Source organism: Rubellimicrobium arenae, from assembly GCF_017916275.1.
Lineage (GTDB): Bacteria > Pseudomonadota > Alphaproteobacteria > Rhodobacterales > Rhodobacteraceae > Rubellimicrobium > Rubellimicrobium arenae.
In genome coordinates this window covers 1-23708 of the sequence record NZ_JAFMST010000007.1, presented here as the reverse complement: position 1 = coordinate 23708, position 23708 = coordinate 1, and the positions used below count along the sequence as shown (strand labels likewise).

Genomic DNA, 23708 nt, shown 5'->3' with positions numbered 1-23708 from the left:
ATGCTGGATGTCGAGAAACTCACGCTGCGCTACGGGCAGAGCCGCATCCTCCATGGCATCGACCTGACGGCCCGGCCGGGCGAGGTGACCGCCGTGATGGGGATGAACGGCGTCGGCAAGACCAGCCTGCTCAAGGCCATCGCCGGGCGTCACCCCTTCGAGAGCGGGACCATCCGGCTCGAAGGGCGGGATCTCGGGCGTCCGACGGCGGCGCAGGCTGCGCGGGCGGGGATCGCCTATGTCCCCCAGGGCCGCGAGATCTTTCCGCTGCTGACCGTGCAGGAGAACCTGGAGGCGGGCTTCGCCTGCCGTCCCCGGAGCGAACGGGTCGTGCCGGCCGAGCTCTACGACCTGTTTCCGATCCTTGCCACGATGCGGAACCGCCGGGGCGGCGACCTGTCGGGGGGGCAGCAGCAGCAGCTCGCCATTGCCCGCGCGCTGGTGACGAGGCCCCGGGTCCTCCTCCTCGATGAGCCGACCGAGGGCATCCAGCCCAGCATCATCAAGGACATCGGCCGGGTGATCGAGTCGCTGCGCGACGGCGGCCGGATCGCGATCGTCCTGGTGGAGCAGTACTTCGACTTTGCCCATGCGCTGGCCGACCGCTTCGTGGCCCTGAGCCGCGGGTCCGTCACCCTGTCCGCGCCCAAGCCCGAGGTGGAGCGGGAGCGGCTTCTCGCGGCGGTGTCGATCTGACCGGGGTCAGCCCCCCACCCGTGGCCCGGCGGCCATCGTCGAGGAGACGGGCAGCGTGATCGTGCAGCGGACCCCTTCGGGACCGATCTCGTAGGTCGTCTCGGCCCTGAGCTGGTAGGGCAGGGCGCGCTCGATCAGCTCGCGCCCGTAGCCGCGCCGCGGTTCGCCGGTGAGCGTCGGGGGCACGCCCCGCTCGATCCACTCGACGCGGATCCGATCCTCGCCGCCGACGCTCACCAGGCTCCAGCTCACCTCGAGATGCCCCTCGGGTCGGGACAGCGCGCCGTACTTGAGCGCGTTGGTGGCCAGCTCGTGCAGCCCCAGCGCCAGGGTCTGGACCATCGAGGAGCGGAGGCGCAGGCCTGTCGGCCCCGTAAGCCGCACCTGCGGGCCATGCCCTTCGCCATCGACGGCGCCCAGCCCCGCGAGCTCGATCCGGATCAGCTCGTCGAAGGTCACGCGCTGCCCGACATCCTTCTGCGCCAGCAGGCCGTTCACGCGGGCCAGCGCGGCCAGCCGGTCGCGGAAGCGGCTGCGGAACTCCTCGAGGCCGCTGCTCCCCAGGATCGTGCGTTCGGCAAGGGACCGGACGACTCCGATCAGGTTCCGCGTCCGGTGCTGGAGCTCCATGACCAGCACATGAGTCTCCTCCTGAAGGCGGCGCAGCTCGTCGATGTCCGTCGAGGTGCCGAGCCATTCCGCGATGGCGCCGGTCGCCTCCTCCCGGACGGGGCGGGCGCGGGTGGCGAACCAGCGGTAGTCGCCGTCCGCGTTCCTCAGGCGATGCTCCACGTCGAAGCCGCTCCGCTCGGGCGCCAGGTCCCAGGCCTCGAGAACGTTGCCGTGATCGTCCGGATGGATGGCGTCCAGCCAGCCGGGTCCGAGGCTGTCCTCGACGGCCAGGCCGGTGAAGGCGGTCCATTGCGGGCTCGACCAGGTCCAGCGGCCGCCCTGGCCAGCCCTCCAGACGATCTGCGGGATGCCGTCGATCAGCGTCCGGAGCCGCCGTTCGCTGCGCCGCAGGGCGGATTCGGCGGCCCGGCGGGCCGTCAGGTCCACCGTCACGACGAGCAGCGTATCGGGCCGTCCGGCGCCATGCCGCAGGCGCGTGATGCGGCTGTTGGCCCAGGTGATCCGCCCGTCCGGCTGCAGGTACCTTTTGTCGAGCGCTGCCGGACCGCTCTCTTCCAACGCCCGCGCGACCGCTTCCAGGCTGGGAGGAAGGTCGTCCGGATGCGTGACATCGGCGATGCCAAGCTCCAGCACCTGTTCGCGCGGGCGGCCCAGGATGCGGCACAACTCCTCGTTCACCTGCAGGAAGCGGCCGTCCAGGCTCACCTCGGACAGGCCCACGGTCGCCGAGGCGAAGATGCTCGCGAGCCGTTCCTCGCTGTCCCGCAGGGCGTTCTCGGTTTCCTTGCGCTCGGTGATGTCGTGATCGACGAGGACGATCTCCTCGACCCGGCCGTTGGCCGACAGGCGGGGGATGTAGGTCTCCTCGGTCCAGCCGTGCCGGCCGGGGCCGTGCCTGTCAGGCTCCATGTCCTCGAAGCGGACCGTCTGGCCGGACAGGGCGCGCTCGATCCAGGGACGGAGCCGGGCGTAGGTCCGCTCGCCCACCTGCTCGCGCAGGGTCCGGCCGTGAAGCGCCTCCTTGGGGAGACCGAAGGAGCGCCCCACCTCGGCGTTGACGAAGCGGTACCGCTGGTCCCGGTCGAGCGTGATGATCTGGACGGGAACCGCGTCGGCGATCGTTCGCAGATCCTCCTGGTTCCGGCGCAGGCGGGCTTCGCTGTCGCGGAGCGCCGCGTCGAGCCGCTTGCGCTCGGTGATGTCGATGGCCGCGCCACGGGCGCGGACGGGCCGGCCCGCGTCGTCGAACAGGATCTCGCCCCGGCTCAGGACCCAGCGCACGGTCCCGTCCGGGAGATGGATGCGGAATTCGCGCTGGAACCTGGGTTCGCCGGGCTTGGCCTCGGCCGAGATGGATCGCACGGACTCGAGATCGTCCGGATGGTAGCGGGCGCGGCAGTCCGCCATGCTGAGCGGATGGTCGGGCGGGTAGCCGTAGAGCGCATTGAGCCGGGGGGAGGGCCGGATCTCTCCCGTCAGCAGGTCGGTGTCGTAGTCCGCGGCCTCGAAGGCTTCCAGGATCCGGGCGAGGTTCTCGGCTTCGGCGCGACTTTGGGCCTGATCGGCCCGAGGGGCGTGCAGGGCCATGGCCTGACGCGTCGAATCCGCGAGCACGCCGAACAGCCCGGCCACCCGGTCCGTTCCGTCCCGGAGTGGGCTGAGGCTGCCCGTCAGGGCTACCGGATCGGCCCAGTCCCGGCCCAGCGGCTGATCGGACAGCGCCTGGGGCGCCCCCCGGAGGGCCGAGCGGCCGGCCAGCGCCAGGGCGGGCCAGACCTCCGCCAAGGGACGGCCCAGCGCCTCCGGATGCCTTGGTCCCAAGAGGGAGGCGAAGTCGTCGTTGTAGACAAGGGCGACCTCGGGCCCCCAGCCGACGAAGGCGGGCTGACGCATCACGAGCATCAGCCCCACGGCCTGGGTCAGCGGGGGTGGCCAGGCGGCGCGTGGCCCCAGCGGCGTGGAACCCCAATCGACGGCCCCGACCCGCCGCGCCATGTGGCTGCCGCCTGGCTCTTCCGCCGATCTATGGCTTGCCGCACCCATGGTGCCCTACCGGACGATGCGCCCTGCCGGAACATAGCGCGCCATAGCCGTTTGGCGATGACGGTCGGGCCAGAACGGCCCCTGACATCAATCGTCCTTGTGCGGCTCGTCCGCGTCGTCCATCGGCTCGGCGTTGAGGTGCTGGTAGCGTTCGTGCCCGATGCGGTCCAGGAGGTCGAGCTGGGTTTCCAGGAAGTCCACGTGACCTTCCTCGTCCCGCAGCAGATCCTCGAAAAGCTTCTTGGTCACGTAGTCGGCGACCTTGTCGCAGTAGGTGTAGGCCTCACGGTAGAGCGCCACGGCCTCGAGCTCGGCGGCGAGGTCGGCTTCGAGGGTCTCGCGGGCGTTCTGGCCGATGCGAAGGGGATCGAGCTTCTGCAGGTTCGGGTGCCCTTCGAGAAAGATCACCCGGGCGATCAGCCGGTCGGCGTGACGCATCTCCTCGATGCTCTCCTCGCGGCTCTTCTTGGCCATGTGCCCCAGGCCCCAGTCCTCCTGGAGCCGGTAGTGCAGCCAGTACTGGTTGACGGCCGTCAGCTCGCTGCGGATCGCACGGTTGAGATACTCGATGACCTGGGGGTCGCCCTTCATCAGGCGGTCTCCTGTTTCTGCCCGCGAAGGAGCGGGGGTTGGTTCGGTACCTCAAGGTTAGCGTTGCGCTGCATGGTCGCAAGGAAAAGCGGCAGGCATCCCCCGCAATCCGGCCGCTTGCCCAGGGCACGATAGACCTTTCCCGGCGTGATGATCGTCTCGTTGTCCGCGGCGCGCATCCAGTCGATGGCGGCGTGGATATCGCGGTCCGAGATGCCGTTGCAGTGGCAGACCATCATGGTGCGGGACCCCCTGGCGATGCGTCCGGGAATGCCTGACTGTTTTCGTCTGCTCCGTCAATCCTGACTGAAATGCTTGGCAGGCCCGCGACACGCGAACGTGAGAGCGGAGGACGGCTTGTGGCCCGGATCGCAGGGGCATATTCTTACAAAAACACTAAGGAAAGAATGCTCATCATGCCGACGTCCACCACGACCTTCCCCACCCCGAACAGCGGGCGCTACCTGGCGCAGCTTTGCAAGCACTTCGCCCATAAGGTCGAGGTTTCCCAAGATGATAACGCGGGCGTCGTCACCTTGCCCCCGGGTCGCGCCGAACTTCAGGCCGAGCCGGATGGGTTGCTCATCCGGGCCGTCGGTCCCGACGCCGAGAGCCTGAACCGGGCGAAGCAGGTCATCGAAAGCCATCTGCTTCGCTTCGCATTCCGGGAGGAGCCGCAGCCTCTCGTCTGGGAGGATGCGGCCTGAGGTCGCGGCCCGCCGGCAGCAGGGTTGCGCGAACTCCATGCCTGGGCGGGACGCCCAAACGCTCCGTCCGGAGGCAGGACCGGGGCGCATGGCCGCCGGGTCGCACCCTGACCCGGGAGATCCTGCGTCGGGCCGCGCCATCCTGATCTCCGGTTCACCGCTTACCCCGCTCTGCATCCCCGCCCTTGGAGTGGAAAGGGCGGCCCCTGGTCGGGCCGCCCCTTGGGCTCAGGCCGGGTCGCCGTCCTGCGGGGTGCGGTCGGCGGCGCGGCGGGACCGGTCATCCATGAACTGGTCGAACTCGGCCTTGTCCTTGGCGTCGCGCAGGCGGGCCAGGAAGTCCTCGAAGCTATGCTGCTCCTCCTCGAGCCGGCGGAGCGTCTCGAGCTTGTAGGCGTCGAAGGCGGCGTTGCCGGACGGGCGCGCGGCCGTCCGGATCGAGCGCATGCGGTCCTCCCATCCGTCCCGAAGCTGGGAGCGGCCCCAACCGGCGGCGCGGGACACGAGTTCATTCTTCTGACGGCCGAACATGCGATTGCTCCAGATGGTGTAGACGAGAAGGGCGAGGCCGACCGGCCAAGCCAGGACAAACGAGACCGCGACCGCCGCGGCCCAGGCGAGGGTGCCGCGCGCGTCCAGCCAGTCGCGGACACGACGGACCCGATCGGCCCAGCGCCATCCGCCGGTAGGAGGTGAGAGGTCCAGCATGCTCATGCGTCGTGGTCTCCAGATGGATGTTAACTGCCTTCACTTCATAGATGACGTCACCGGGGCGCAGCTTCAAGAGATGATGTGAACATATTTAACATCTGCCGTCCGGATCGGTGGCGGGGCTTGTCCGGCTGACCGCGACAGCATCGCCCCGCCGACGCCTCATCCTTCCCTCAACGCGGTGGCGGGGACGTTCCGTCGCAGGCCGGGACTTGGCCGGTCCCGCGCGGCTGCCGCGTCGTCAGGACAGGCGCAGCGGGTCGGTGGTCTGGGCGGCCGCCATGTCGCGTGCAAGGCGAGCGCCATCCGAAGCCGAGCTTCGGGCCTCGCGCTCGATCATGCGGTGAACATGCGGGGGCCAACTGCCGCGATGGAGCCTCCGAAGCCGGTCGAAGAGTTCGGCGTCGTCCTTGGTGAGCCGATTGTTGAGCCGCACATAGTCCAGCCAGGTCGGGGCGTGGTAGCGCTCGACCCAGAGCTCGGGGTCGGCGAGGTCGCGCATCAGCACCCAGTTGTGCGCCCCGTCCCGCCGACGGATGCGACGGCGTTCGGACATCGTGTCGAGAAAGGCCGGCACATCGGATTCCGCGACACGCCATTCGACCGCCACCACCACGGGTCCGGTGCGGCCGTCCACCGGAACGGCGGTGTCGGGCGCGTCCCAGCGGCGAAGCGGGGCGAGGTCCCGGCCCTTGATGTCGGCCAGCGGCAGCAGCAGCCCGATCAGCGCGCAGGCGACCAGGACGCCCGCCGCGGCCAGCAGGGCTTCGGCGATGCCGCCATGCTCGGCGATGGTTCCCCAGAGCCAGGCCCCCAGCGCCATCCCGCCGAAGGCCGTCATCTGGTAAAGCGACAGCGCCCGCGCCACGACCCAGCGGGGCGTCGACATCTGCACCGAGACGTTGAAGCTGGACAGGGCCAGCACCCAGCCGGCCCCGGCCACCAGGAGCGCGGGCACGGTCAGCAGGATCGTCCCGCTCAGCGCCGTGATGGCCGCGGCCGCCGCGAAGGCAAGCGAGGCGGCGCGCACCAGGCTTTCGGTGGTGAGGCGCGACCGGAGCGCGGTGCTCGCCATCGCGCCGCCCACCGCGCCCACGCCGAAGGCGCCGAGCAGCAGCCCGTAGATCAGCGGCCCGCCTCCCACGAGCACCCGCGCGATCAGGGGCATCAGGGCGGAGATCGCGCTCGCCCCGGTGCCGAAGGCAAGGCTTCGGATCAGGACCACCAGCACCTTGGGGGACATCACGACATAGCGGACGCCCGACAGCATCGCGGCCCCAAGGGTTTCCGGAGGCAGGGGGGAGGGGGGCCTTTCGGGCCTCCAGCGGGCCAGCACGACGATCAGGGCGATGTAGCTCAGGGCGTTCACGGCAAAGGCGGCGGCGGCCCCGGCGGCGGCGACGATGGCGCCACCGATCGCCGGGCCAAGGCTCCGCGCGATGTTGAAGCCCATGCTGTTGAGCGCCACGGCGGCCGGAAGATCCTGGCGGGGAACCATGTCCCCGACCGAGGCCTGCCAGGCGGGGCTGTTCAGCGCCGCGCCGCATCCGATCAGGAAGGTGAAGAGCAGGAGCAGCCAGGGCGTGATGACGCCCGCCCAGGCCGCCGCGGACAGGAGCACGGACGCGGCCAGCATGAAGACCTGGGCGACCAGCATGACCTTCCGGCGGTCCAGGCTGTCGGCGATGGCCCCCGACACCAGGGACAGCAGCATGATCGGCAGCGTCACCGACGCCTGCACGAGGGCCACCATGTCCGCCGACGGCGCGATGCTGGTCATCATCCAGGACGCGCCGACCGACTGGATCAGGCCGCCGAAGTTGGATGCCATGCTGGCGATCCACACCGACCGGAAGATCGGGTGCCGGAGCGGGGCGAGGGCCGAGGGCCGCTCGGCCGGAGCCTGCGCGTCAGCCATGTCGACCCCACCGGAACCGCTGGGGCCGAACCCTGGACCGGAACGTCCTGAGGCGCGATGCCGCGGGACATGCGGTCGTCTGGACCACGAGACCGGTGCTCCGGGACGGGGCAGGGCCCCGGGGGGGAATGCCGATCTCGGCCTGGAGCATGGTTCGCCTCCTGTCAGCTCGCACGCGGGGCAGGGTAGCCGCCTGGGCCCGCTCGTCTCGCAACCCCGTCCGCATCCAAGGGTTCCGAACCCCTGGCCTACACCCAGGGGTCCCAGCGCATCCGGCGAAGGGATCCGGCAAGGCACCGCAGCCCCGCGCGCCCTGTCCCAGAACTCCGGGCACGGGGGGGAGGCCGGTTCGTCAAGAATTATCGTTGGACCGTGCAAATCCTGGTAGCCTTGAAGGGGCCCCATGCCCCATCCTCGGGCCACGCCGAGACGGGAGAAACCTGTCCGGCCAAGGGAGTGGGGCCGGGCCCCGGTTCGGGCCCCGTGGGAGGAGATGGGCGTGACGTCGGATCCAGAGGTCATCCAGCTCGGCACCCGGCAGGGCCCCGCGCGGACGGGGAGGCCCCCGCCGCGGTTCCGGGCCCTGCTGGCCGAACACGTCCGGGCGGCCTAGCTCGGGTCGGATAGGGGGAGGAGACGGGCGCATCCAGCCGGCACACGGCCTGCACGAGCCGCGACCCGCGGGACCGGCGACGTCGTCGTCCGGGACCGATGACAGCCCTCCGGGACAGGGGACAGGAGCCCGGAGGCCAGAAACGACAAGACCAACTGAAAGGGAGAGGACATATGAGAGAATTCACGATGAGGCTCGCGGGGGCCGCCACCCTGCTCGGCGCGATGCTGGGTGGCACGGCCGCCCTGGCGCAGGCCGATGGTTCGACCGTCGCGTTCCTGATGCCCGACCAGGGCTCGACCCGCTACGAAGAGCATGACTTTCCCGGCTTCCAGGCCAGGATGAACGAGCTCTGCCCGACCTGCACCGTCATCTACCAGAACGCGACCGCCGACGCGTCCCTGCAGCAGCAGCAGTTCAACTCGGTCATCGCCCAGGGCGCCAAGGTCGTCGTGCTCGACCCCGTGGACTCGGCGGCGGCGGCCTCGCTGGTGCAGCTCGCGCATTCGCAGGGCGTCAAGGTCATCGCCTACGACCGCCCGATCCCGGACACGCCCGCCGACTTCTACGTGTCCTTCGACAACGAGGCGATCGGCGCGGCGATCGCCCAGTCCCTGGTCGACCACCTCAAGGCGCAGGGCGTGCCCGAGGGCTCGGGCCTCCTGCAGATCAACGGCTCGCCCACCGACGCGGCGGCCGGCCTGATCCGCGACGGGGCGCATTCGGCGCTCGAAAGCTCGGGCTTCACGACGCTGGCGGAGTTCGACACGCCCAACTGGGCCCCGCCCGAGGCGCAGCAATGGACGGCGGGGCAGATCACCCGCTTCGGCGACCAGATCAAGGGCGTGGTCGCGGCCAACGACGGCACCGGCGGTGCGGCCATCGCCGCCTTCAAGGCCGCGGGGGTGGACCCCGTGCCCCCGGTGACCGGCAACGACGCGACCACCGCCGCGCTCCAGCTGGTGATCTCGGGCGACCAGTACAACACGATCTCGAAACCGTCCGAGATCGTGGGCGGCGCGGCGGCGGACGTGGCCGTGGCGCTCCTCAACGGCACCGACCCCGGCCCGACGACGACGCTCTATGACACGCCCTCGCAGCTCTTCGTCCCGGCGGTCATCACCCGCGAGAACATCAAGGCCGAGATCTTCGACAAGGGCATCGCCACGCCCGAGGAGGTCTGCACCGGCGAATATGCTGCCGGCTGCCAGGAACTCGGCATCACCCAGTGACGGCCGGATGATCCCTGCGCCCGGCCGCCACTGGGCCGGCCGGGCGCCCTGACCGAAAGGCGGACTATGACCGACATCGCAGGCGCAGACGCGCGGCGGACGGAGCCGGTGCTCTCGCTCCGCAACGTGTCCAAGAACTTCGGCGCCGTCTCGGCGCTGACCGACATCGAGCTCGACGTCCATGCCGGCGAGGTCGTGGCCCTCGTGGGCGACAACGGCGCGGGCAAGTCCACCCTGGTCAAGATCCTGGCTGGCGTGCACCAGCCCAGCTCGGGGACGATCCGCTTCATGGGCCAGGAGGTCCAGCTCACCGACCCCGGCGCCGCGCTCGACCTCGGCATCGCCACGGTGTTCCAGGACCTCGCGCTCTGCGAGAACCTCGACGTCGTGGCCAACATCTTCCTTGGGCGCGAGGCGGTCCCCTGGCGGCTGGACGAGGTGGCGATGGAGGTCCGCGCCTGGACGCTCCTCAACGAGTTGTCCGCCCGCATCCCGTCCGTGCGCGAGCCGGTGGCCTCGCTCTCGGGCGGGCAGCGGCAGACGGTGGCCATCGCCCGCTCGCTCCTTCTCGAGCCCAAGCTCATCATGCTGGACGAGCCGACCGCCGCGCTGGGCGTCGCGCAGACGGCCGAGGTCCTGAACCTGATCGAGCGGGTGCGCGACCGCGGCCTTGGCGTGATCATGATCAGCCACAACATGGAGGACGTGCGCGCCGTCGCCGACCGTATCGTCGTGCTGCGCCTGGGGCGCAACAACGGCGTCTTCCTGCCCGACGCCTCCAACCATGAACTCGTCGCCGCGATCACCGGCGCGACCGAGAACGCCGTCTCCCGCCGCGCCAGCCGCCGCGAGGCGCCGCGCATGACCGCCCAGGAGGAGCCCCGATGAGCCAGAACGCACCCGATCCGGGCGCGAGGGCGCTCGACCGAAGCGATGTCCGCCTGCGCCACGACGAAGGGCTGGGCGGCGCGATCCGCGCCTTCCTCGACCGGATCCGGTCCGGCGACCTGGGCATGCTGCCGGTGGCCGTGGGACTCGTGATCATCTCGCTTGTCTTCTCGGCGCTGAACCCCGTCTTCCTCGCGCCCAACAACCTGGTGAACCTGCTCTTCGACTGCGCCACGGTGGGGGTGATCTCGCTCGGCATCGTGTGCGTGCTGATGGTGGGGGAGATCGACCTGTCCGTCGGCTCGATGAGCGGCTTCGCCTCGGCGATGGTGGGGATGCTCTGGGTGAACAACGGTTGGCCGGTGGCCGTCGCCATCCTCGCGGCGCTGGCCGTGGGCGCCCTGGTCGGCACCCTTTATGCCTTTCTCTTCAACCGGCTCGGGATGCCGAGCTTCGTGGCCACCCTGGCCGGCCTTCTCGCCATCCTGGGGCTGCAACTCTACATCCTGGGAACCTCGGGCTCCATCAACCTGCCGTACCAGTCCCCGCTGGTGAAGTTCGGGCAGGTCCTCCTCATGCCCGCCTGGCTGTCGCACGCCCTGGCCCTGCTCCCCGGGATCGTCCTCGTGGTGATCGGCCTGGGGAACATGAACCGCCGCCGGGCGGCGAACCTGAGCCCCGGCTCGATGGGCGGGCTGATCGTCAGGGCCGTCGTGCTCACCCTGGCCCTGGAGGCGGTGGTCTACTACCTCAATCTGGGGCGGGGCGTGCCCTGGATGTTCGGGCTGTTCGTGGCGCTGGTGCTGGTGATGAACTACGCCTTCACGCGCACGAAATGGGGCCGCTCGATGATCGCCGTGGGCGGCAACCGCGAGGCCGCGCGCCGTGCCGGCATCAACGTCCGCTTCATCTACACGAGCGCCTTCGTCCTGTGCTCCATGTTCGCCGCGCTGGGCGGCATCCTGTCGGCCGCCCGCCTCGCCTCGGCCAGCCAGCAGGCCGGGACCGGGGACGTGAACCTGAACGCCATCGCCGCGGCGGTCATCGGCGGCACCAGCCTGTTCGGCGGACGCGGCAGCGCCTATTCGGCGCTTCTCGGGATCATCGTGATCCAGGCCATCGCGAGCGGCCTCACGCTCCTCAACCTCAGCTCCTCGCTGCGCTACATGATCACGGGGGGCGTCCTTGCCATCGCCGTGATCGTGGATTCGCTGGCCCGCCGGTCGCGGGTCTCGCACGGGCGGGCCTGACCAGGACGAATGGAAGGAACATCGGCATGACGGAACAATTCAGCGGCAAGGTCGCCGCCATCACGGGCGCGGCCTCCGGCATCGGCCTCGCCTGCGCGCAGGCCCTGATCGGGGCGGGGGCGACCGTGGTCCTCGTGGACCGGGCCGAGGAGCGGCTGAACCAGCTCTGCGCCGAGATGGGGCCGCGCGCGATCCCGGTGGTGGTAGACCTGCTCGACCCGGAGAGCGTGTCGCGCATGATGCCGCAGATCCTGGAAAAGGCCGGGCATCTCGACATCTTCCACGCCAATGCGGGCTCCTACATCGGCGGCGACATCCTCGAGGGGGACCCGGACGCCTGGGACCAGATGCTGAACCTGAACGTCAATGCGGTGTTCCGAAGCGTCCACGCGGTCCTGCCGCACATGGTCGAGCGCAAGACCGGCGACGTCATCGTCACCAGTTCCGTGGCCGGGGTCATTCCCGTGCTGTGGGAGCCGATCTACACCGCCTCCAAGCACGCCGTGCAGGCCTTCGTCCACACGGTCCGGCGTCAGGTCCTGCGCCATGGGGTCCGCGTCGGCGCGGTGCTCCCCGGTCCGGTGGTGACGGCGCTCCTCGACGACTGGCCCAAGGCCAAGATGGACGAGGCGCTGGCGGCGGGCGCCCTCATGCAGCCGCAGGAGGTGGCCGACGCGGTGCTCTTCATGCTGAGCCGGCCCCGCAACATCGTGATCCGCGACCTGACCATCCTTCCGGTCAGCCTGGATCTCTGACCGCGGCCCAGGCGTCGGACCCGGCCGGTCGGGCGGGCCGCGTCTGGACGCGTGGGACGGGATCGGGTCCGATGCGGCCTGCGCCTGGGGCGCTCAGGCGCTCCAGGTGCGGGTGTCCCCCGAATCGATATGCGTGAAGTTCTGGCGGTGGTATCGACCGACGCCCCCCACCTGCAGCCATTCCGCGTAGTCGGCGACCTGCTCCATCTCCACGCCGTCCAGCCGGATGTCGGCGGCGCGGCGGCGCGTGTGGTAGCTGTTGGACGCGGCGCCCAGGCCCTGGCGCTGGAGCATCGCGTTGGTCCGCTTGGTGCGGAACCCTGACAGGAGCGTGATCTGCCCCGAATAGCCGTCGTAGCGCGCGGCGTCCGAGATGGCCGCCAGCGCCCAGTAGATCCGCGGGTCGATCTTGGGGTCCTTGTTCTCGCGCCAGTCGCGGAACAGCCAGTTCAGCCGCCGGATGGCCCGGTCGTCATAATCGGAACCCTGGGCAAAGCGCAGGGCGACGCGTTCGCCCGTGTTGGAGTTGGTGATGTCGAGGTAAGGGTCGATCGACGTCACGAGACCGTCCAGGCGGCTGCCGGGGCGCCAGGGGTCGGGCAGCTTCTCGTAGCCGCCGCCACACCCGGCCAGAAGGGGCAGGGCCAGTCCCGCGCCCAACGCGCCAAGAACCTTGCGCCGTCCGAGGCGGTCCGCTCCCGCCATGCCTGTCATCATCTTGCGCCTCCACGGGGCGACTCGCTCCGCCCCGCGAAAGATTACCCTGCGCAAGGGGGTCCCGGAACGGGACTCGCCGGACGGGATGCGCAACATGTGCTTGATGTTGCTGGCATCCCACGGAGTCGCGGCGGCTCAGGCCGCGGCCAGCCGGGCATAAAGGCCGCCGCGCGCCGACAGTTCGGCATGGCTGCCGATCTCGGCGATGGCGCCGTCCTGCAGCACGGCGATCCGATCCGCATGGCGGATGGTGGCCAGACGGTGCGCGATGATGAGGGTCGTCCGTCCCTCGGCCAGCCGGTCCAGGGCCAGCTGGATCTCCCGCTCGGTCGCGGTGTCGAGCGCCGAGGTGGCTTCGTCCAGGATCAGGATGGGGGGGTTCTTGAGGAAGACCCGCGCGATGGCCACCCGCTGTTTCTGCCCGCCCGAGAGGGTCACGCCGCGCTCGCCCACGATGGTGTCGAGCCCCTGGGGCAGGGCGTCGATCATGGGCCCGAGCCGGGCCAGGTCGGCGGCGCGGCGGATCTCGTCCTCGGAGGCGTCGAGGCGGCCATAGGCGATGTTCTCTCGCAGCGTGCCGCCGAAGAGGAACACGTCCTGGCTCACGATCCCGATCTGCCGCCGGAGCGATTCGAGCGTGAGGTCCGTGACGGGGATGCCGTCCACGGTGATGCGGCCGGATGCGGGCTCGTAGAAGCGGGGCAGCAGAGCCAGCGCCGTGGTCTTGCCCGCCCCCGACGGACCCACGAAGGCCAGAGTCTCGCCCGGGCGGACCTCGAAGCTCAGATCGTGGAGGACGGGCCGGGCCGGGTCGTACCCGAAGCTCACGCCCTCGTAGCGCACCGCCCCGGTGAGGGCGGGGGCCGGGCGGGCCTGCGGGGCGTCCGCGATGTCCGGCTCGGTGGCCAGGAGGTCGAGGTAGCGCCGGAAGCCCGCGATGCCCTTGGGATAGGTTTCGATGACGGCGGCGATCTTCTCGAGCGGCTGGACGAAGATGCCGGCCAGAAGGAGGAAGGCCACGAAGCCCCCGGTGGTCAGTCCGCCGTTGAGCACGAACCAGGCCCCGGCGACCATGACGATCACCTGGATGCCCCGCATGGCCATGTAGTTGAAGGCGATCGAAGCGGCCATGATCCGGTAGGCGTCCAGCTTCGCCCCCCGGTAGCGGTCGTTGTCGCGGGCGAAGAGAGCCTTTTCGTGGTGTTCGTTGGCGAAGGACTGCACGACCCGGATGCCGCCCACGCTTTCCTCCAGCCGGACGTTGAAGTCGCCGAGCCGCGAGAAGATCGCCTGCCAGGTGTCGGTCATGCGTCCGCCATAGACGGCCACGACGGCGACGGCCGCGGGCACGATGGCCAGCGTGATGAGGGCGAGCGTCGGATGGATCGTCACCATCAGGGCGAAGGCCCCGGCAAAGGTCATGATGGCGATGAACAGATCTTCGGGCCCGTGATGGGCGACCTCGCCGATCTCCTCGAGATCGCGCGTCACCCGGGCCACCAGCCGGCCGGTGCGCTGGGTGTCGTACCACCGCCAGGACAGCTTCTGCAGGTGGTCGAAGGCGCGGGCGCGCATCTCGGTCTCGATGTTGATCCCGAGCTTGTGGCCCCAGTAGGTCACCACCGCCATGAGGCCCGTGTTGACGACGTAGATCAGCAGCAGCGCCCCTGCGGCCAGGAGCGTGAGCCCCAGGTCCCCCGTGGGCAGGAGGTGGTCGATGAAGGACCGCACGGCCACCGGGAACGCGAGCTCGAGCACGCCCGACGCCACCGCGCAGCCGAAGTCGAGCCAGAACAGGCCCATCCAGGGGCGGTAATAGGCGAAGAACTGGCGGAGCATTCGAGGGTCCTTGGGGCGGTCGGGGTTCAGGATCACCCCCTTGGCCAGGGGTGAAGGGGTCGTGGCCCGGGTCGGGCTGGTCGTCGTCGGGCCAGAAGCCCTGGGCGCGCATCTAGCGGAGAGAGCGCGCCGCAGGGAAGGGCCCGGTGCGGCCGCCTTCCCGGCTCCTGCGGGGCAGGGTCGCCTTCACGAGGTCCGCGCCACGGGGTCCGGGGCCGGTGCCCTCCGCCGCCAGCCAGTCAGGCGGGTGACGAGGACGTAAAGCGCGGGGACCAGGAAGATGCCGATGAAGGTGGCGGCCAGGGTGCCCCCCAGGACGCCGATGCCGATGGCGTTCTGCGCGCCCGCGCCGGCTCCGGTGGCGGTGGCCAGCGGCACGACGCCCAGCGCGAAGGCGATCGAGGTCATCAGGATGGGCCGGAGCCGGAGCCGGGCGGCCTCGGACGCGGCCTGCGCGGCGGTTCGGCCCTGCGCCTCCAGCTCGCGGGCGAACTCCACGATCAGGATGGCGTTCTTGGCCGCGAGGCCGATCGTCGTGAGCAGGCCCACCTTGAAATACACGTCGTTCGACTGCCCGAAGATCCAGGCGGCCGCCAGCGCGCCAAGGACGCCCACGGGCACCGAGAGCATGACCGAGAACGGGATCGCCCAGCTCTCGTAGAGGGCGGCGAGGCACAGGAAGACCACCAGGATCGAGAGGGCGTAAAGGTAGGGTGCCTGGTTGCCCGACTGCCGTTCCTGATAGCTGAGGCCGGTCCAGGCGACGCCCCAGCCGCCGGGGATCTGCGAGACCATCTCCTCCATGGCGTCCATGGCCTCGCCCGAGCTGGTGCCCGGCGCCTCGGAGCCGTCGATGGACAGCGCGGGCTGGCCGTCGATGCGCGACAGCGTCGGCGCGACGGGCGACCAGTCGGTCGTGATGAAGGACGAGAAGGGCACCATCTCGCCGTCCGCGTTGCGGGCGTACCAGCTCTCGATGTCCTCGGGCTGCATGCGCGAGGCGGCCTCGCCCTGGACCATGACGGGACGGAGGGTCGAGCCGAGCACGAAGTCGTTGACGTTCTCGCCCGCGAAGATGATCGACAGCATCGCATTCACCTGCGGCACCGACAGGCCGAAGCTTTCGGCCTTCTGCTGGTCGATGTTGATGCGGAGCGCGCTCTCGTCCTCGGTCCCGGTGGCGCGGACGCTTTGGACCCGGCCATCGGTCTCGGCCATCTCCACCAGACGCTCGGCGGCGGTGCGGAGGGCGTCGGTGCCGGCGCTGGTCTGGTCCACGAGATACATCGAAAAGCCCGACGCGTTGCCGAGCCCCTGGATGGCCGGCGGCTGGATGATGAAGATCCGGCCGGCGCGGTGGCCCGAGAAGCGGGCGTTGGCGCGCTGGGCCACCGAGGCGGCGGACAGCTCGGGGTCCGACCGCTCCTCGAAGTCCTTGAGCTTGATGAAGAGCATGGCCCGGTTCTGGCCGGTGCCCTGGAAGCCGAAGCTGAGCGCGGCGAAGGTCGACTCCACGGCCGCGGACTCCTCGTTCAGCATGTAGTTCTCGACCTCCTCGACGACGGCCGCGGTCTGGGCGGAGGTGGCCCCCTCGGACAGGTTGATCTGCGTCATCAGCACGCCCTGGTCCTCGGAGGGCAGGAAGGAGCTGTCGAGCCGCCCGTAGATCTGCCACGCCGCCAAGCCGATCCCGCAAAGCACCAGGAGGGCCAGGAGCGGCCAGGCGACGATGCGCCGGACGGTCGCCGCATAGCCCCGCGTGGTCGCGTCGAAGCCCCTGTTGAAGACGCGGGCGGGCCAGAAGCCGCCGCCGGGCCGTCGCGCCTTGAGGAAGGAGGCGCAAAGGGCGGGCGTCAGGATCAGCGCCACCAGCGCCGACAGCACCATGGCCGAGATGATCGTGGCCGAGAACTGCCGGTAGATCACGCCCGTGGAGCCCGGGAAGAAGGCCATGGGCAGGAACACCGCCGACAGCACCAGCGCGATGCCGATGAGCGCCCCGGTGATCTGGGACATGCTCTTCTCGGTGGCTTCGACGGGGGGCAGGTGCTCGTCCTCCATCACCCGCTCGACGTTCTCGACCACCACGATGGCGTCGTCCACCAGCAGGCCGATGGCCAGCACCATGGCGAACATGGTCAGCGTGTTGATCGAATACCCCAGGATGGCCAGCACCGCGAAGGTGCCGAGCAGGACCACGGGCACGGCGATCACCGGGATCAGCGTCGCGCGCCAGTTCTGGAGGAACACGAGGATCACCAGGAACACGAGCGCGACCGCCTCGATCAAGGTGTGCTCCACCTGCTCGATGGAGAGCTCCACGAAGGGGGAGGTGTCGTAGGCGTAGCGGATCTCGACGCCCTCGGGCAGGGCGCCCTCGAGGTCGGCCAGCGTCGCCCGCACGGCGGCGGCGGTGTCCACGGCGTTGGCGCCCGTGGCCAGGTTCACGCCGAAGCCCGAGGCCGGCAGGCCGTTGAACCGGGAGTCGCCGCCATAGCGCTCCTGCCCGATCTCGACCCGGGCCACGTCGCCCAGGTAGACGGTGCCGGTGCCGCCGGTCTTGACCTGGATGCCCTCGAACTCCTCGACGGTGGAGAGCTGGCTTTGGGCGGTGATCGTGGCGGTGAACTGCTGGCCGGGGATCACCGGCTGCGTGCCCAGCGCGCCCACCGAGACGGTCGTGTTCTGCGCCTCGACCGCCGAAACGATGTCGGACGGCGTGAGCTGGTACTGGGCGAGCCTGAGCGGGTCGAGCCAGATCCGCATGGCGTAACCCGATCCGAAGGCGTTGATGCCGCCGACGCCCTCGGTCCGCTGGACCGGCCCCTCGATGGTGGTGGACAGGATGTCGCCCAGCTGGAGCGTGGTGTAGCGCCCGTCCGTCGACACCAGCGAGCCCACCAGGAGGATGGAGGATGAGGATCGCGAGACTGTCACGCCGCTGCGCTGCACGGCGTCCGGGAGCCGTCCCTCGACCTGCTGGACGCGGCTCTGGACCTCGTTCTGCGCGTCGGCGCCCTCGATGCTTTCGTCGAAGGTCAGGGTGATGCTGGCCGACCCCTCGCGCGAGGAGGAGACCATGTAAAGCAGGCCGTCGAGCCCCGTGAGGCCGTCCTCGATCACCTGGGTCACGGAACCCTGCACCGCCTCGGCCGTCGCGCCGGGATAGGAGCCGGAGATGCGGACGGTGGTGGGCGCGATGTCAGGGTACTGCGACACCGACAGCGTGGTGAGGGCAAACGCCCCGGCCAGCATGGTGACGATGGCGAGCACCCAGGCGAAGACCGGGCGGTGGATGAAGAAGCGGGGCATGTCGGCTCACTCCTGTCGGGCGGGGGCGGGGGTGCCGGGGGCCGATGCGCCCGTGGCAGACGGGGCGGCGTTGGCCTGCTGGGCGGTTTCTCCCTGCTGCGCCGCGCCGTCCTGCCCGGCCGTGGGCTCCGCCCCGGCCGGGGCCAGGTCGCGCACCACGCCCTGGTCGTCGATCTCGACCGGAACGGTCTCGACCTCGGCTCCGTCGCGAAGGTTGTTCAGGCCGTCCACGATCAGCATCTCGCCCGGCTGCACGCCCTCGGTCACGATCCAGCCGTTGTCATGCGTCCCGGTGGTCGTCAGCGTGACCTGACGCGCGAGACCCTCCTGCGCCACGAAGGCGGTGAGCGAGCCGTCCGGCGCGCGGCTGGTGGCGCGCTGCGGGACGATGATCCCCGCGCTGGTGCCCAGCGTGACCTCCACCCGGAGGAACTGCCCTGGAAGGATGCGGCGGTCGGGATTGGGGAAGCGCACCCGGAAATCGACCGTGCCGGTGGTTTCGGAGACGGTGGTGCCGGGGGTGACCAGGGTGCCCTCGTTCCCGTAGGTTTCCCCCGTCTCCAGCACCAGCTTGAGGCCAAGCGTGTCGCCGGCCGCCAGGGTTCCGGCGTCGATGCGCTCCCGGATCCGCATCATGCGGGCGCTGGATTCGGTCAGGTCCACGTAGATGGGATCAAGGCGCGTCACCGTGGCCAGCGCCTCGGCCTGGTTGGCGGTGACGATCTCGCCCAGGGACACCTCCGAGACGCTGGGGATGCCGTCGATCGGACTGCGGATCTCGGTCCGCTGGAGATCAAGGCGCGCGGACTGGAGCGCGGCCTCCGCCGAAGCGAGCGTGGCCTGCGACTGCGACAGGGCGGCCTCGGCGGTTTCCAGGTCGGCGCGGGTGACGGCGCTCCCCTGCAGGGTGCGGTAGCGCTCCACCGTGGCCTGCGCGGTGGCGACGCTGGCCTGGGCGCCTGCGACGTTCGCCTCGGCGGCGGCGACGTCGGCGGCATAGGTGTCGTCCTCGATCCGGAACAGGAGATCGCCCGCGGCCACCGGCTGGCCCGGCTGGTAGGCCACCTCCTCGATGGCTCCGGCGACCCGGGGCCGGATCGCGGCCTCCTCATAGGCCACGGCCCGGCCCGGCAGGGTCAGCGTGTAGGGGATCTCCTCGGTGGCGAGCTCGATGACGCCGACCTGGGTGGGCCCCGAGGGCGCCCCCCCGGGGCCGCCGCCCGGCGGTCCGCCCGCCGACTGCGCCAGCGCCGCCATCGGGCCCAGCCCGAGCGAGACGGCCAGCCCGATCGCGCCAAGCCCGGCGACGGCCCGCCCGAACCCCGCGCGGCTGATCATCGGTCCGATCTGCATGGCCTGTCCTCTTCCTCTTGCCGGGGCATCGCCGCCGTCGTTCCCCTGATCAACATAATGCTGGCAGCGAACCGTTCCGCCCGGTCACGCCGAAGTTCCCTCCGTGTCGGACCGTGGCGCACGCGCCCGCGCCCGCGCCAGGCCCTCGGGCTCCGGGGCACGAATGCCACCACCGCAGGCTGGCGGGCCAGCCCTGGCCGGGAGAGCGCCTCTGAATCCATGTCCATCCTTGCCTGAGTGAGGTCCGCCGGACCCGTCAGGTCCCGCGGGAACGGCGTCGAGGAGGGCGGGAGGGTTCTGCCCGACCGGCCCTTGAACGGATCGGGCGAGGGTTTCCGTCGCCCTCACCTCACAGGCGTCATGCGAATGGCAAAGGGGGAAGGGCACGGGAACGTGCCCTCCCCCCCGTGATGATCCCGGCCCGTCGAAGCCGGCGTTGGCTCAGAAGCTCTTGCGGACGGCGAGGCTGACGTTGCGGCCTTCGCCCTGGTAGCAGGTCGTGGCCCCCTGGCAGGCGGCGACGTAATCCTCATCCGTGAGGTTCGAGACGTCGACGTTGGCGGTCCAGCCCCCCTCGAAGTCATAGGACATCCCGGCGTCGTACAGCACCGTCAAAGGCACGCGCAGCGTGTTCTCGTTGTCGGCCCAGGACGGGCCCATGACGCGCACCCCTGCCGAGACGGTCAGCCCTTCGGCCGCCGCCGGCTGCCAGGCGACCGCAAAGGCGGCCTGGTCCTCGATGACCCGCCAGGGGGTCGTGCCCTCCAGCGCCGGGGTGGCCTCGTTCTCCGTCACCTCGACATCGAGCGAGGTGAGGCTGGCCCGGTAGGTCAGGCCGTCCACGAGCTCGCCCTGGGCCTCGATCTCGAACCCGCGCGACCGGACATCGCCGATCAGGACCGGCTCGTAGGGCGTGGTCGAGCCCGTCCAGCGGGTGTCGACGATGTCCTCCCGGTCGATCTGGAACGCCGCGAAGGTCAGCAGCGTCCGCTCGTTCGGGGACCATTTCACGCCCGCCTCGACCTGACGGCCGGACTCGGGCGACACGTCGCCGGACAGCGGCAGCTCCACCACGTTCGGGTTGAAGTAGGTGCCGGCGGTCACATAGGGCACCGCGTTGCCGATCTCCCGGGCGAGGCTCATCCGCCAGGAGAACTCGCCATCCTCGCGCGAGGCGCCTTCGACGCCGCCCCGCGTCACGTCGATGTCCACGAGATCGTAACGGCCGTTCAGGGTCGCGATCCAGCCGTCGCCCCAGCGCAGCTGATCCTGGGCGTAAAGGCCGAGCTGGTTCATCCGCAGGTCCACCGAGGTCGGGAAGCCGCCGTCGGTCGGGATCGTGCCGTAGTCCGGGTCCGAGGCCGAGAGCGGGCCCGCCGCGGGATAGGACTGCACCTCGTCCAGCTCGTAGTGCTTGGCATCCAGTCCGAACAGGAGCTGGTGCTCGACGGCCCCGGTCGTGAAGGTCCGCTCGATCCGCAGGTCGTTGTTCAGGCTGGTCGCCTCGGAGTCGAGGATGAAGCCCAGGCGGAACAGGCTGTCGTCCCCGTTCAGGGGCTGCGCCCCGGTCGTGTAGCCCAGGCCCAGGACCGCGCGCTCGGACAGGTCCACCCAGCTGTATCGGGTGGTGTTGGTGAGCCGCCAGGCGCCGATGTCCTGCCGGTAGATCGCCGTGGCCAGCCACTGCTCGCGCTCATAGGAGTCGTAGCCGGGCTCGCCGGTGTTGAAGTAACGGTCGAAGGTGCCGAAGGAGGTGGGCTCCACGGTGCCGTAGTAGGGCAGCCAGGCCCCGCCGACGTGATCCTCGTCCATGCGGGTGTAGCTCGTGGTGACGGTTAGCGTGCCGCCGTTCCCGAAGGTCTTGGCGACGCCCCCCGTCAGGACGCCTTCCAGCCCGTCGTCGAAGGCGCCGTGGCCGTCCACGCGCTGGAGCTTGGCCCCGAAGCGGTAGGCCAGTCCGCCGTTCGTGGTCCCGCCCTGGTCGTAGCTGGTCCAGGCCCGCCCTTCGCTGTCGACCCCGGCCTCGGCCAGGGCGCCGGGCTCGCCGCCCGGCAGGCGGCTGACATAGTTGACCACGCCGCCCGGGTTGGACGCGCCATACAGCATGGAGGACGGGCCGCGCAGCACCTCGACGCGCTCCACGAGGAAGGGATCGACGTAGACCGCGCCGAAGCCGTAGGACAGGAGTTGCAGGCCGTCCAGGAACACGCCCGTCTGCGTGGCGTCGAAGCCGCGCGTGAAGAACCAGTTGGTGTCGCTGTCATAGCCGTAGGGCGCGGCCTGCACCCCGGCCGAGTAGGCCAGCACCTCGTCCACCTTGGCGGCGTTGGTCGCGGCGACCTGCTCGGCGCTGACCACGCTGACCGACTGGGGCACCTCGGTGATGGGCGTGGCGGTCTTGACCCCCGTCAGGGTGAAGGGATTGGCCCGGTCGCCCACCGGATCCGCGCCGAGCACGCTGAACGTGATCTGGCCCAGGTCGACGACGTCGGACGGCGCGGGGGCGGCCTGCTGCGCGGCGGCAAGGACCGGCAGGACGGTCACAAGGGCGGTCTGGCCCAGGAGCGAGGCCAGACGGGGTGGGCGGGGCATCGATGATCCTTCCTTGAGTGGTCTTGGCCGCGCAGCACGGGGCAAGCCCTGCGCCGCGGCCAATCTGTTTTCCGAGCATTTATGTCGGGTATCCGGCCGCGTCTTGCCGGATCCTGTCGTGAGTTGACGGATCCGTTGGCAAAATGCCGTCAGATGCCATGATGCCGCCGCCAGGCCGCCGGCGTGGTGCCGGTCGCCTCGCGGAAGACGCGGGTGAAGTGCGCCTGATCGGCAAAGCCCGTGGCGACCGCGATCTCCCCGATCGTGGGGCCGCCCCCGAGCAGGAGCCGCCGCGCGGCATCGATCCGGAGCCGGGTCAGGTGGCGAACCGGCGAGATCCCCATGCTTTGCCGGAAGGCATGGGCGAACCAGCTTTCCGACAACCCGGCGGCATCGGCCATCTCGGCCACGCTCAGCTTCCGATGCAGCTCCGATTGCATCAGGTCGACCACGCGGCGGAGCTGAGCCGGCGTGAGCCCCCCGCGCGACGCGTCCGGGTCCGCCTCGGGCGGCAGGGCCAGGATCATGCCCAGCATCGCCGTCGCCAGGGCCTCGGGCACGAGGTCGTCGTGCCGTGGCTCCGTCACTTCGGCCGCCAGGAGGCCGGCCAAGTGCTCGACTTGCGGATGGCCGTCGAGCAGCACGGGCCGGTCCAGCGTGGCGCGCCGCCGGGTGTCCTGCCGGTCCCGCAGGCGTCGGGTCAGATGGGCGCGATCGAAATGCAGGTCCAGGTGACGGAACGGGCGGGCCTCGACGACCTGGCTCCAGATGGGCTGGCCCGCCGGAACGAAGGCGACCTTCCCGGCGGTCGAGCCGCCGGGCCGGGCGGAAAGGCGGATGGGGGCGGGGCCGTCGCCCAGGAAGACCACGATCCGTGGGTCGGGCGACTCGTATTGCCCGCAGCCGCCATTGTCGCCGGTCGCCTCCCAAAGGTCCGCGACGGTGCCGTCCCAACTGCGCCATCGCAGGCCACCCAGCAGGCGGATCCCATCGGTGAAGGCGGTCATGTTGGGGCGAAACGCCATGGCACCTCCGGCCGGGTTGAGGTCGGCCCTCCCCCGATGCCGAAAGGCCGGGGCGTGCCGGATGCGATCGATCCGCCTGGTCCGCGTCCCTCCAGGGCGGAAGGGAACGCGCCAACTCAATACTTGACGGTTTTAGTCGGGTAGCATAGCGGATCAGGGACGTCGAGTCCTGCCGGCCTGACCGGACCCTCGACCCCGGACCTGCGGGCCGGGCCGTCCTGGCGGCCCCCCGCGACATCCGGTCCTAGAACCACTGACGGAAAGGCTCCGATGACCAGACCCTCCCTCCCGATCCGCTGGCCCGCCGGAGTGCTTGCCCTTGTGGCTCTGGCGCCGATGACCCTTCAGGCGCAGGACGCGGCGCCTTCGGCGGCGGCCCCGTCGCTTTCGGTCGAGCTGAACGACGCCGCCCCGACCGAAGGGGGCTGCCGGTTGACCTTCCTGGCCGAGAACGGGCTCGGGACGGACCTTGCGAGCCTGTCGCTCGAGACGGTGGTGCTGTCGACGGCGGGGCAGGTGGAGCAGGTCACGCTGTTCGACTTCGGAGACCTGCCGGCCGGACGCCCCCGGGTGCGCCAGTTCGATCTCGCGGGGCTGGCCTGCGACGCCATCGGGCAGGTGCTCATCAACGGGGTGACGACCTGCGACGGCGCCGGGGCGGACCCGGCCACCTGCATCTCGGGGCTCGCCCTGTCGAGCCGCAACCGGATCGAGCTGATCGGCTGACCCCCGACCCCAAAGGATCAGGCACATGGACCAGGCGACCGACTACACGATGTGGGGGCTGTTTGCCCACGCGACCTTTGCGGTGAAGCTCATCATGGTGGGGCTGA

18 protein-coding genes are annotated in these 23708 nt (G+C 70.3%); 7 read left to right on the top strand and 11 right to left on the bottom strand.

Annotation, left to right across the window (positions count from 1 at the left end):
• Entirely contained in the window at nucleotides 1-696 is a 696-nt protein-coding gene (urtE, locus tag J3P31_RS12070) for an urea ABC transporter ATP-binding subunit UrtE (RefSeq protein WP_210528718.1), read from the top strand.
• Between the two features lie 6 nt (nucleotides 697-702).
• Here the strand turns inward: urtE and J3P31_RS12065 are convergent, their stop codons facing one another.
• The 3 genes from J3P31_RS12065 to J3P31_RS12055 all read right to left on the bottom strand — a co-directional run bounded on the left by J3P31_RS12065 (nucleotide 703) and on the right by J3P31_RS12055 (nucleotide 4202).
• Nucleotides 703-3324: a PAS domain-containing HWE histidine kinase family protein gene (locus J3P31_RS12065; RefSeq protein WP_210528717.1), complete on the bottom strand. Its 2622-nt coding sequence runs from the start codon at nucleotides 3322-3324 to the stop codon at nucleotides 703-705.
• Nucleotides 3325-3459: 135 nt separating this feature from the next.
• Nucleotides 3460-3963, bottom strand: a complete 504-nt coding sequence (gene bfr / locus J3P31_RS12060; RefSeq protein WP_210528716.1) for a bacterioferritin — start codon at nucleotides 3961-3963, stop codon at nucleotides 3460-3462.
• The gene (locus tag J3P31_RS12055; protein ID WP_210528715.1) at nucleotides 3963-4202 is read right to left on the bottom strand and encodes a (2Fe-2S)-binding protein; all 240 of its coding nucleotides are present in this window, start codon (nucleotides 4200-4202) and stop codon (nucleotides 3963-3965) included. The genes bfr and J3P31_RS12055 overlap by 1 nt, the downstream gene beginning before the upstream one ends.
• Before the next feature lie 177 nt (nucleotides 4203-4379).
• On the opposite strand from J3P31_RS12055, the gene J3P31_RS12050 reads away from it, so the two are divergent.
• Nucleotides 4380-4670: a DUF2218 domain-containing protein gene (locus J3P31_RS12050; RefSeq protein WP_210528714.1), complete on the top strand. Its 291-nt coding sequence runs from the start codon at nucleotides 4380-4382 to the stop codon at nucleotides 4668-4670.
• 228 nt (nucleotides 4671-4898) lie between these two features.
• Here the strand turns inward: J3P31_RS12050 and J3P31_RS12045 are convergent, their stop codons facing one another.
• The gene (locus J3P31_RS12045; RefSeq protein ID WP_246849491.1) at nucleotides 4899-5384 is read right to left on the bottom strand and encodes a DUF2852 domain-containing protein; all 486 of its coding nucleotides are present in this window, start codon (nucleotides 5382-5384) and stop codon (nucleotides 4899-4901) included.
• Nucleotides 5385-5622: 238 nt separating this feature from the next.
• Entirely contained in the window at nucleotides 5623-7299 is a 1677-nt protein-coding gene (locus J3P31_RS12040; protein ID WP_210528713.1) for an MFS transporter, read from the bottom strand.
• A gap of 786 nt (nucleotides 7300-8085) precedes the next feature.
• On the opposite strand from J3P31_RS12040, the gene J3P31_RS12035 reads away from it, so the two are divergent.
• The 4 genes from J3P31_RS12035 (at nucleotide 8086) to J3P31_RS12020 (ending at nucleotide 12037) form a co-directional block, all read left to right on the top strand.
• Nucleotides 8086-9144 (top strand): ABC transporter substrate-binding protein, encoded by a 1059-nt coding sequence (locus tag J3P31_RS12035; RefSeq protein ID WP_210528712.1) that lies wholly within the window; start codon nucleotides 8086-8088, stop codon nucleotides 9142-9144.
• A 66-nt stretch (nucleotides 9145-9210) separates the two neighbouring features.
• Nucleotides 9211-10032, top strand: coding sequence for an ATP-binding cassette domain-containing protein (locus tag J3P31_RS12030; protein WP_210528711.1), 822 nt, complete (start codon nucleotides 9211-9213; stop codon nucleotides 10030-10032).
• Nucleotides 10029-11282: a sugar ABC transporter permease gene (locus tag J3P31_RS12025; RefSeq protein WP_210528710.1), complete on the top strand. Its 1254-nt coding sequence runs from the start codon at nucleotides 10029-10031 to the stop codon at nucleotides 11280-11282. The genes J3P31_RS12030 and J3P31_RS12025 overlap by 4 nt, the downstream gene beginning before the upstream one ends.
• Before the next feature lie 26 nt (nucleotides 11283-11308).
• Nucleotides 11309-12037, top strand: coding sequence for an SDR family oxidoreductase (locus J3P31_RS12020; protein ID WP_210528709.1), 729 nt, complete (start codon nucleotides 11309-11311; stop codon nucleotides 12035-12037).
• Nucleotides 12038-12130: 93 nt separating this feature from the next.
• On the opposite strand, the gene J3P31_RS12015 is transcribed toward J3P31_RS12020, so the two are convergent.
• The 6 genes from J3P31_RS12015 to J3P31_RS11990 form a co-directional block, all read right to left on the bottom strand.
• Complete coding sequence (locus J3P31_RS12015) at nucleotides 12131-12754, bottom strand: YcbK family protein (protein ID WP_210528708.1); 624 nt, start codon at nucleotides 12752-12754, stop codon at nucleotides 12131-12133.
• A 135-nt stretch (nucleotides 12755-12889) separates the two neighbouring features.
• Nucleotides 12890-14593, bottom strand: coding sequence for an ABC transporter ATP-binding protein (locus J3P31_RS12010; protein WP_210528707.1), 1704 nt, complete (start codon nucleotides 14591-14593; stop codon nucleotides 12890-12892).
• Between the two features lie 186 nt (nucleotides 14594-14779).
• The gene (locus J3P31_RS12005) at nucleotides 14780-17905 is read right to left on the bottom strand and encodes an efflux RND transporter permease subunit (protein ID WP_210528706.1); all 3126 of its coding nucleotides are present in this window, start codon (nucleotides 17903-17905) and stop codon (nucleotides 14780-14782) included.
• A 6-nt stretch (nucleotides 17906-17911) separates the two neighbouring features.
• Nucleotides 17912-19258, bottom strand: a complete 1347-nt coding sequence (locus J3P31_RS12000; protein WP_246849492.1) for an efflux RND transporter periplasmic adaptor subunit — start codon at nucleotides 19256-19258, stop codon at nucleotides 17912-17914.
• A gap of 441 nt (nucleotides 19259-19699) precedes the next feature.
• Nucleotides 19700-21850: a TonB-dependent siderophore receptor gene (locus tag J3P31_RS11995; RefSeq protein WP_210528705.1), complete on the bottom strand. Its 2151-nt coding sequence runs from the start codon at nucleotides 21848-21850 to the stop codon at nucleotides 19700-19702.
• Nucleotides 21851-21999: 149 nt separating this feature from the next.
• Nucleotides 22000-22875: an AraC family transcriptional regulator gene (locus J3P31_RS11990; RefSeq protein ID WP_210528704.1), complete on the bottom strand. Its 876-nt coding sequence runs from the start codon at nucleotides 22873-22875 to the stop codon at nucleotides 22000-22002.
• Nucleotides 22876-23145: 270 nt separating this feature from the next.
• Here J3P31_RS11990 and J3P31_RS11985 point away from each other — a divergent pair, with 270 nt between their 5' ends.
• On the top strand, nucleotides 23146-23601 hold the full coding sequence (locus tag J3P31_RS11985; RefSeq protein WP_210528703.1) for a hypothetical protein: 456 nt from the start codon (nucleotides 23146-23148) through the stop codon (nucleotides 23599-23601).
• The last annotated feature ends 107 nt before the right edge of the window (nucleotides 23602-23708 follow it).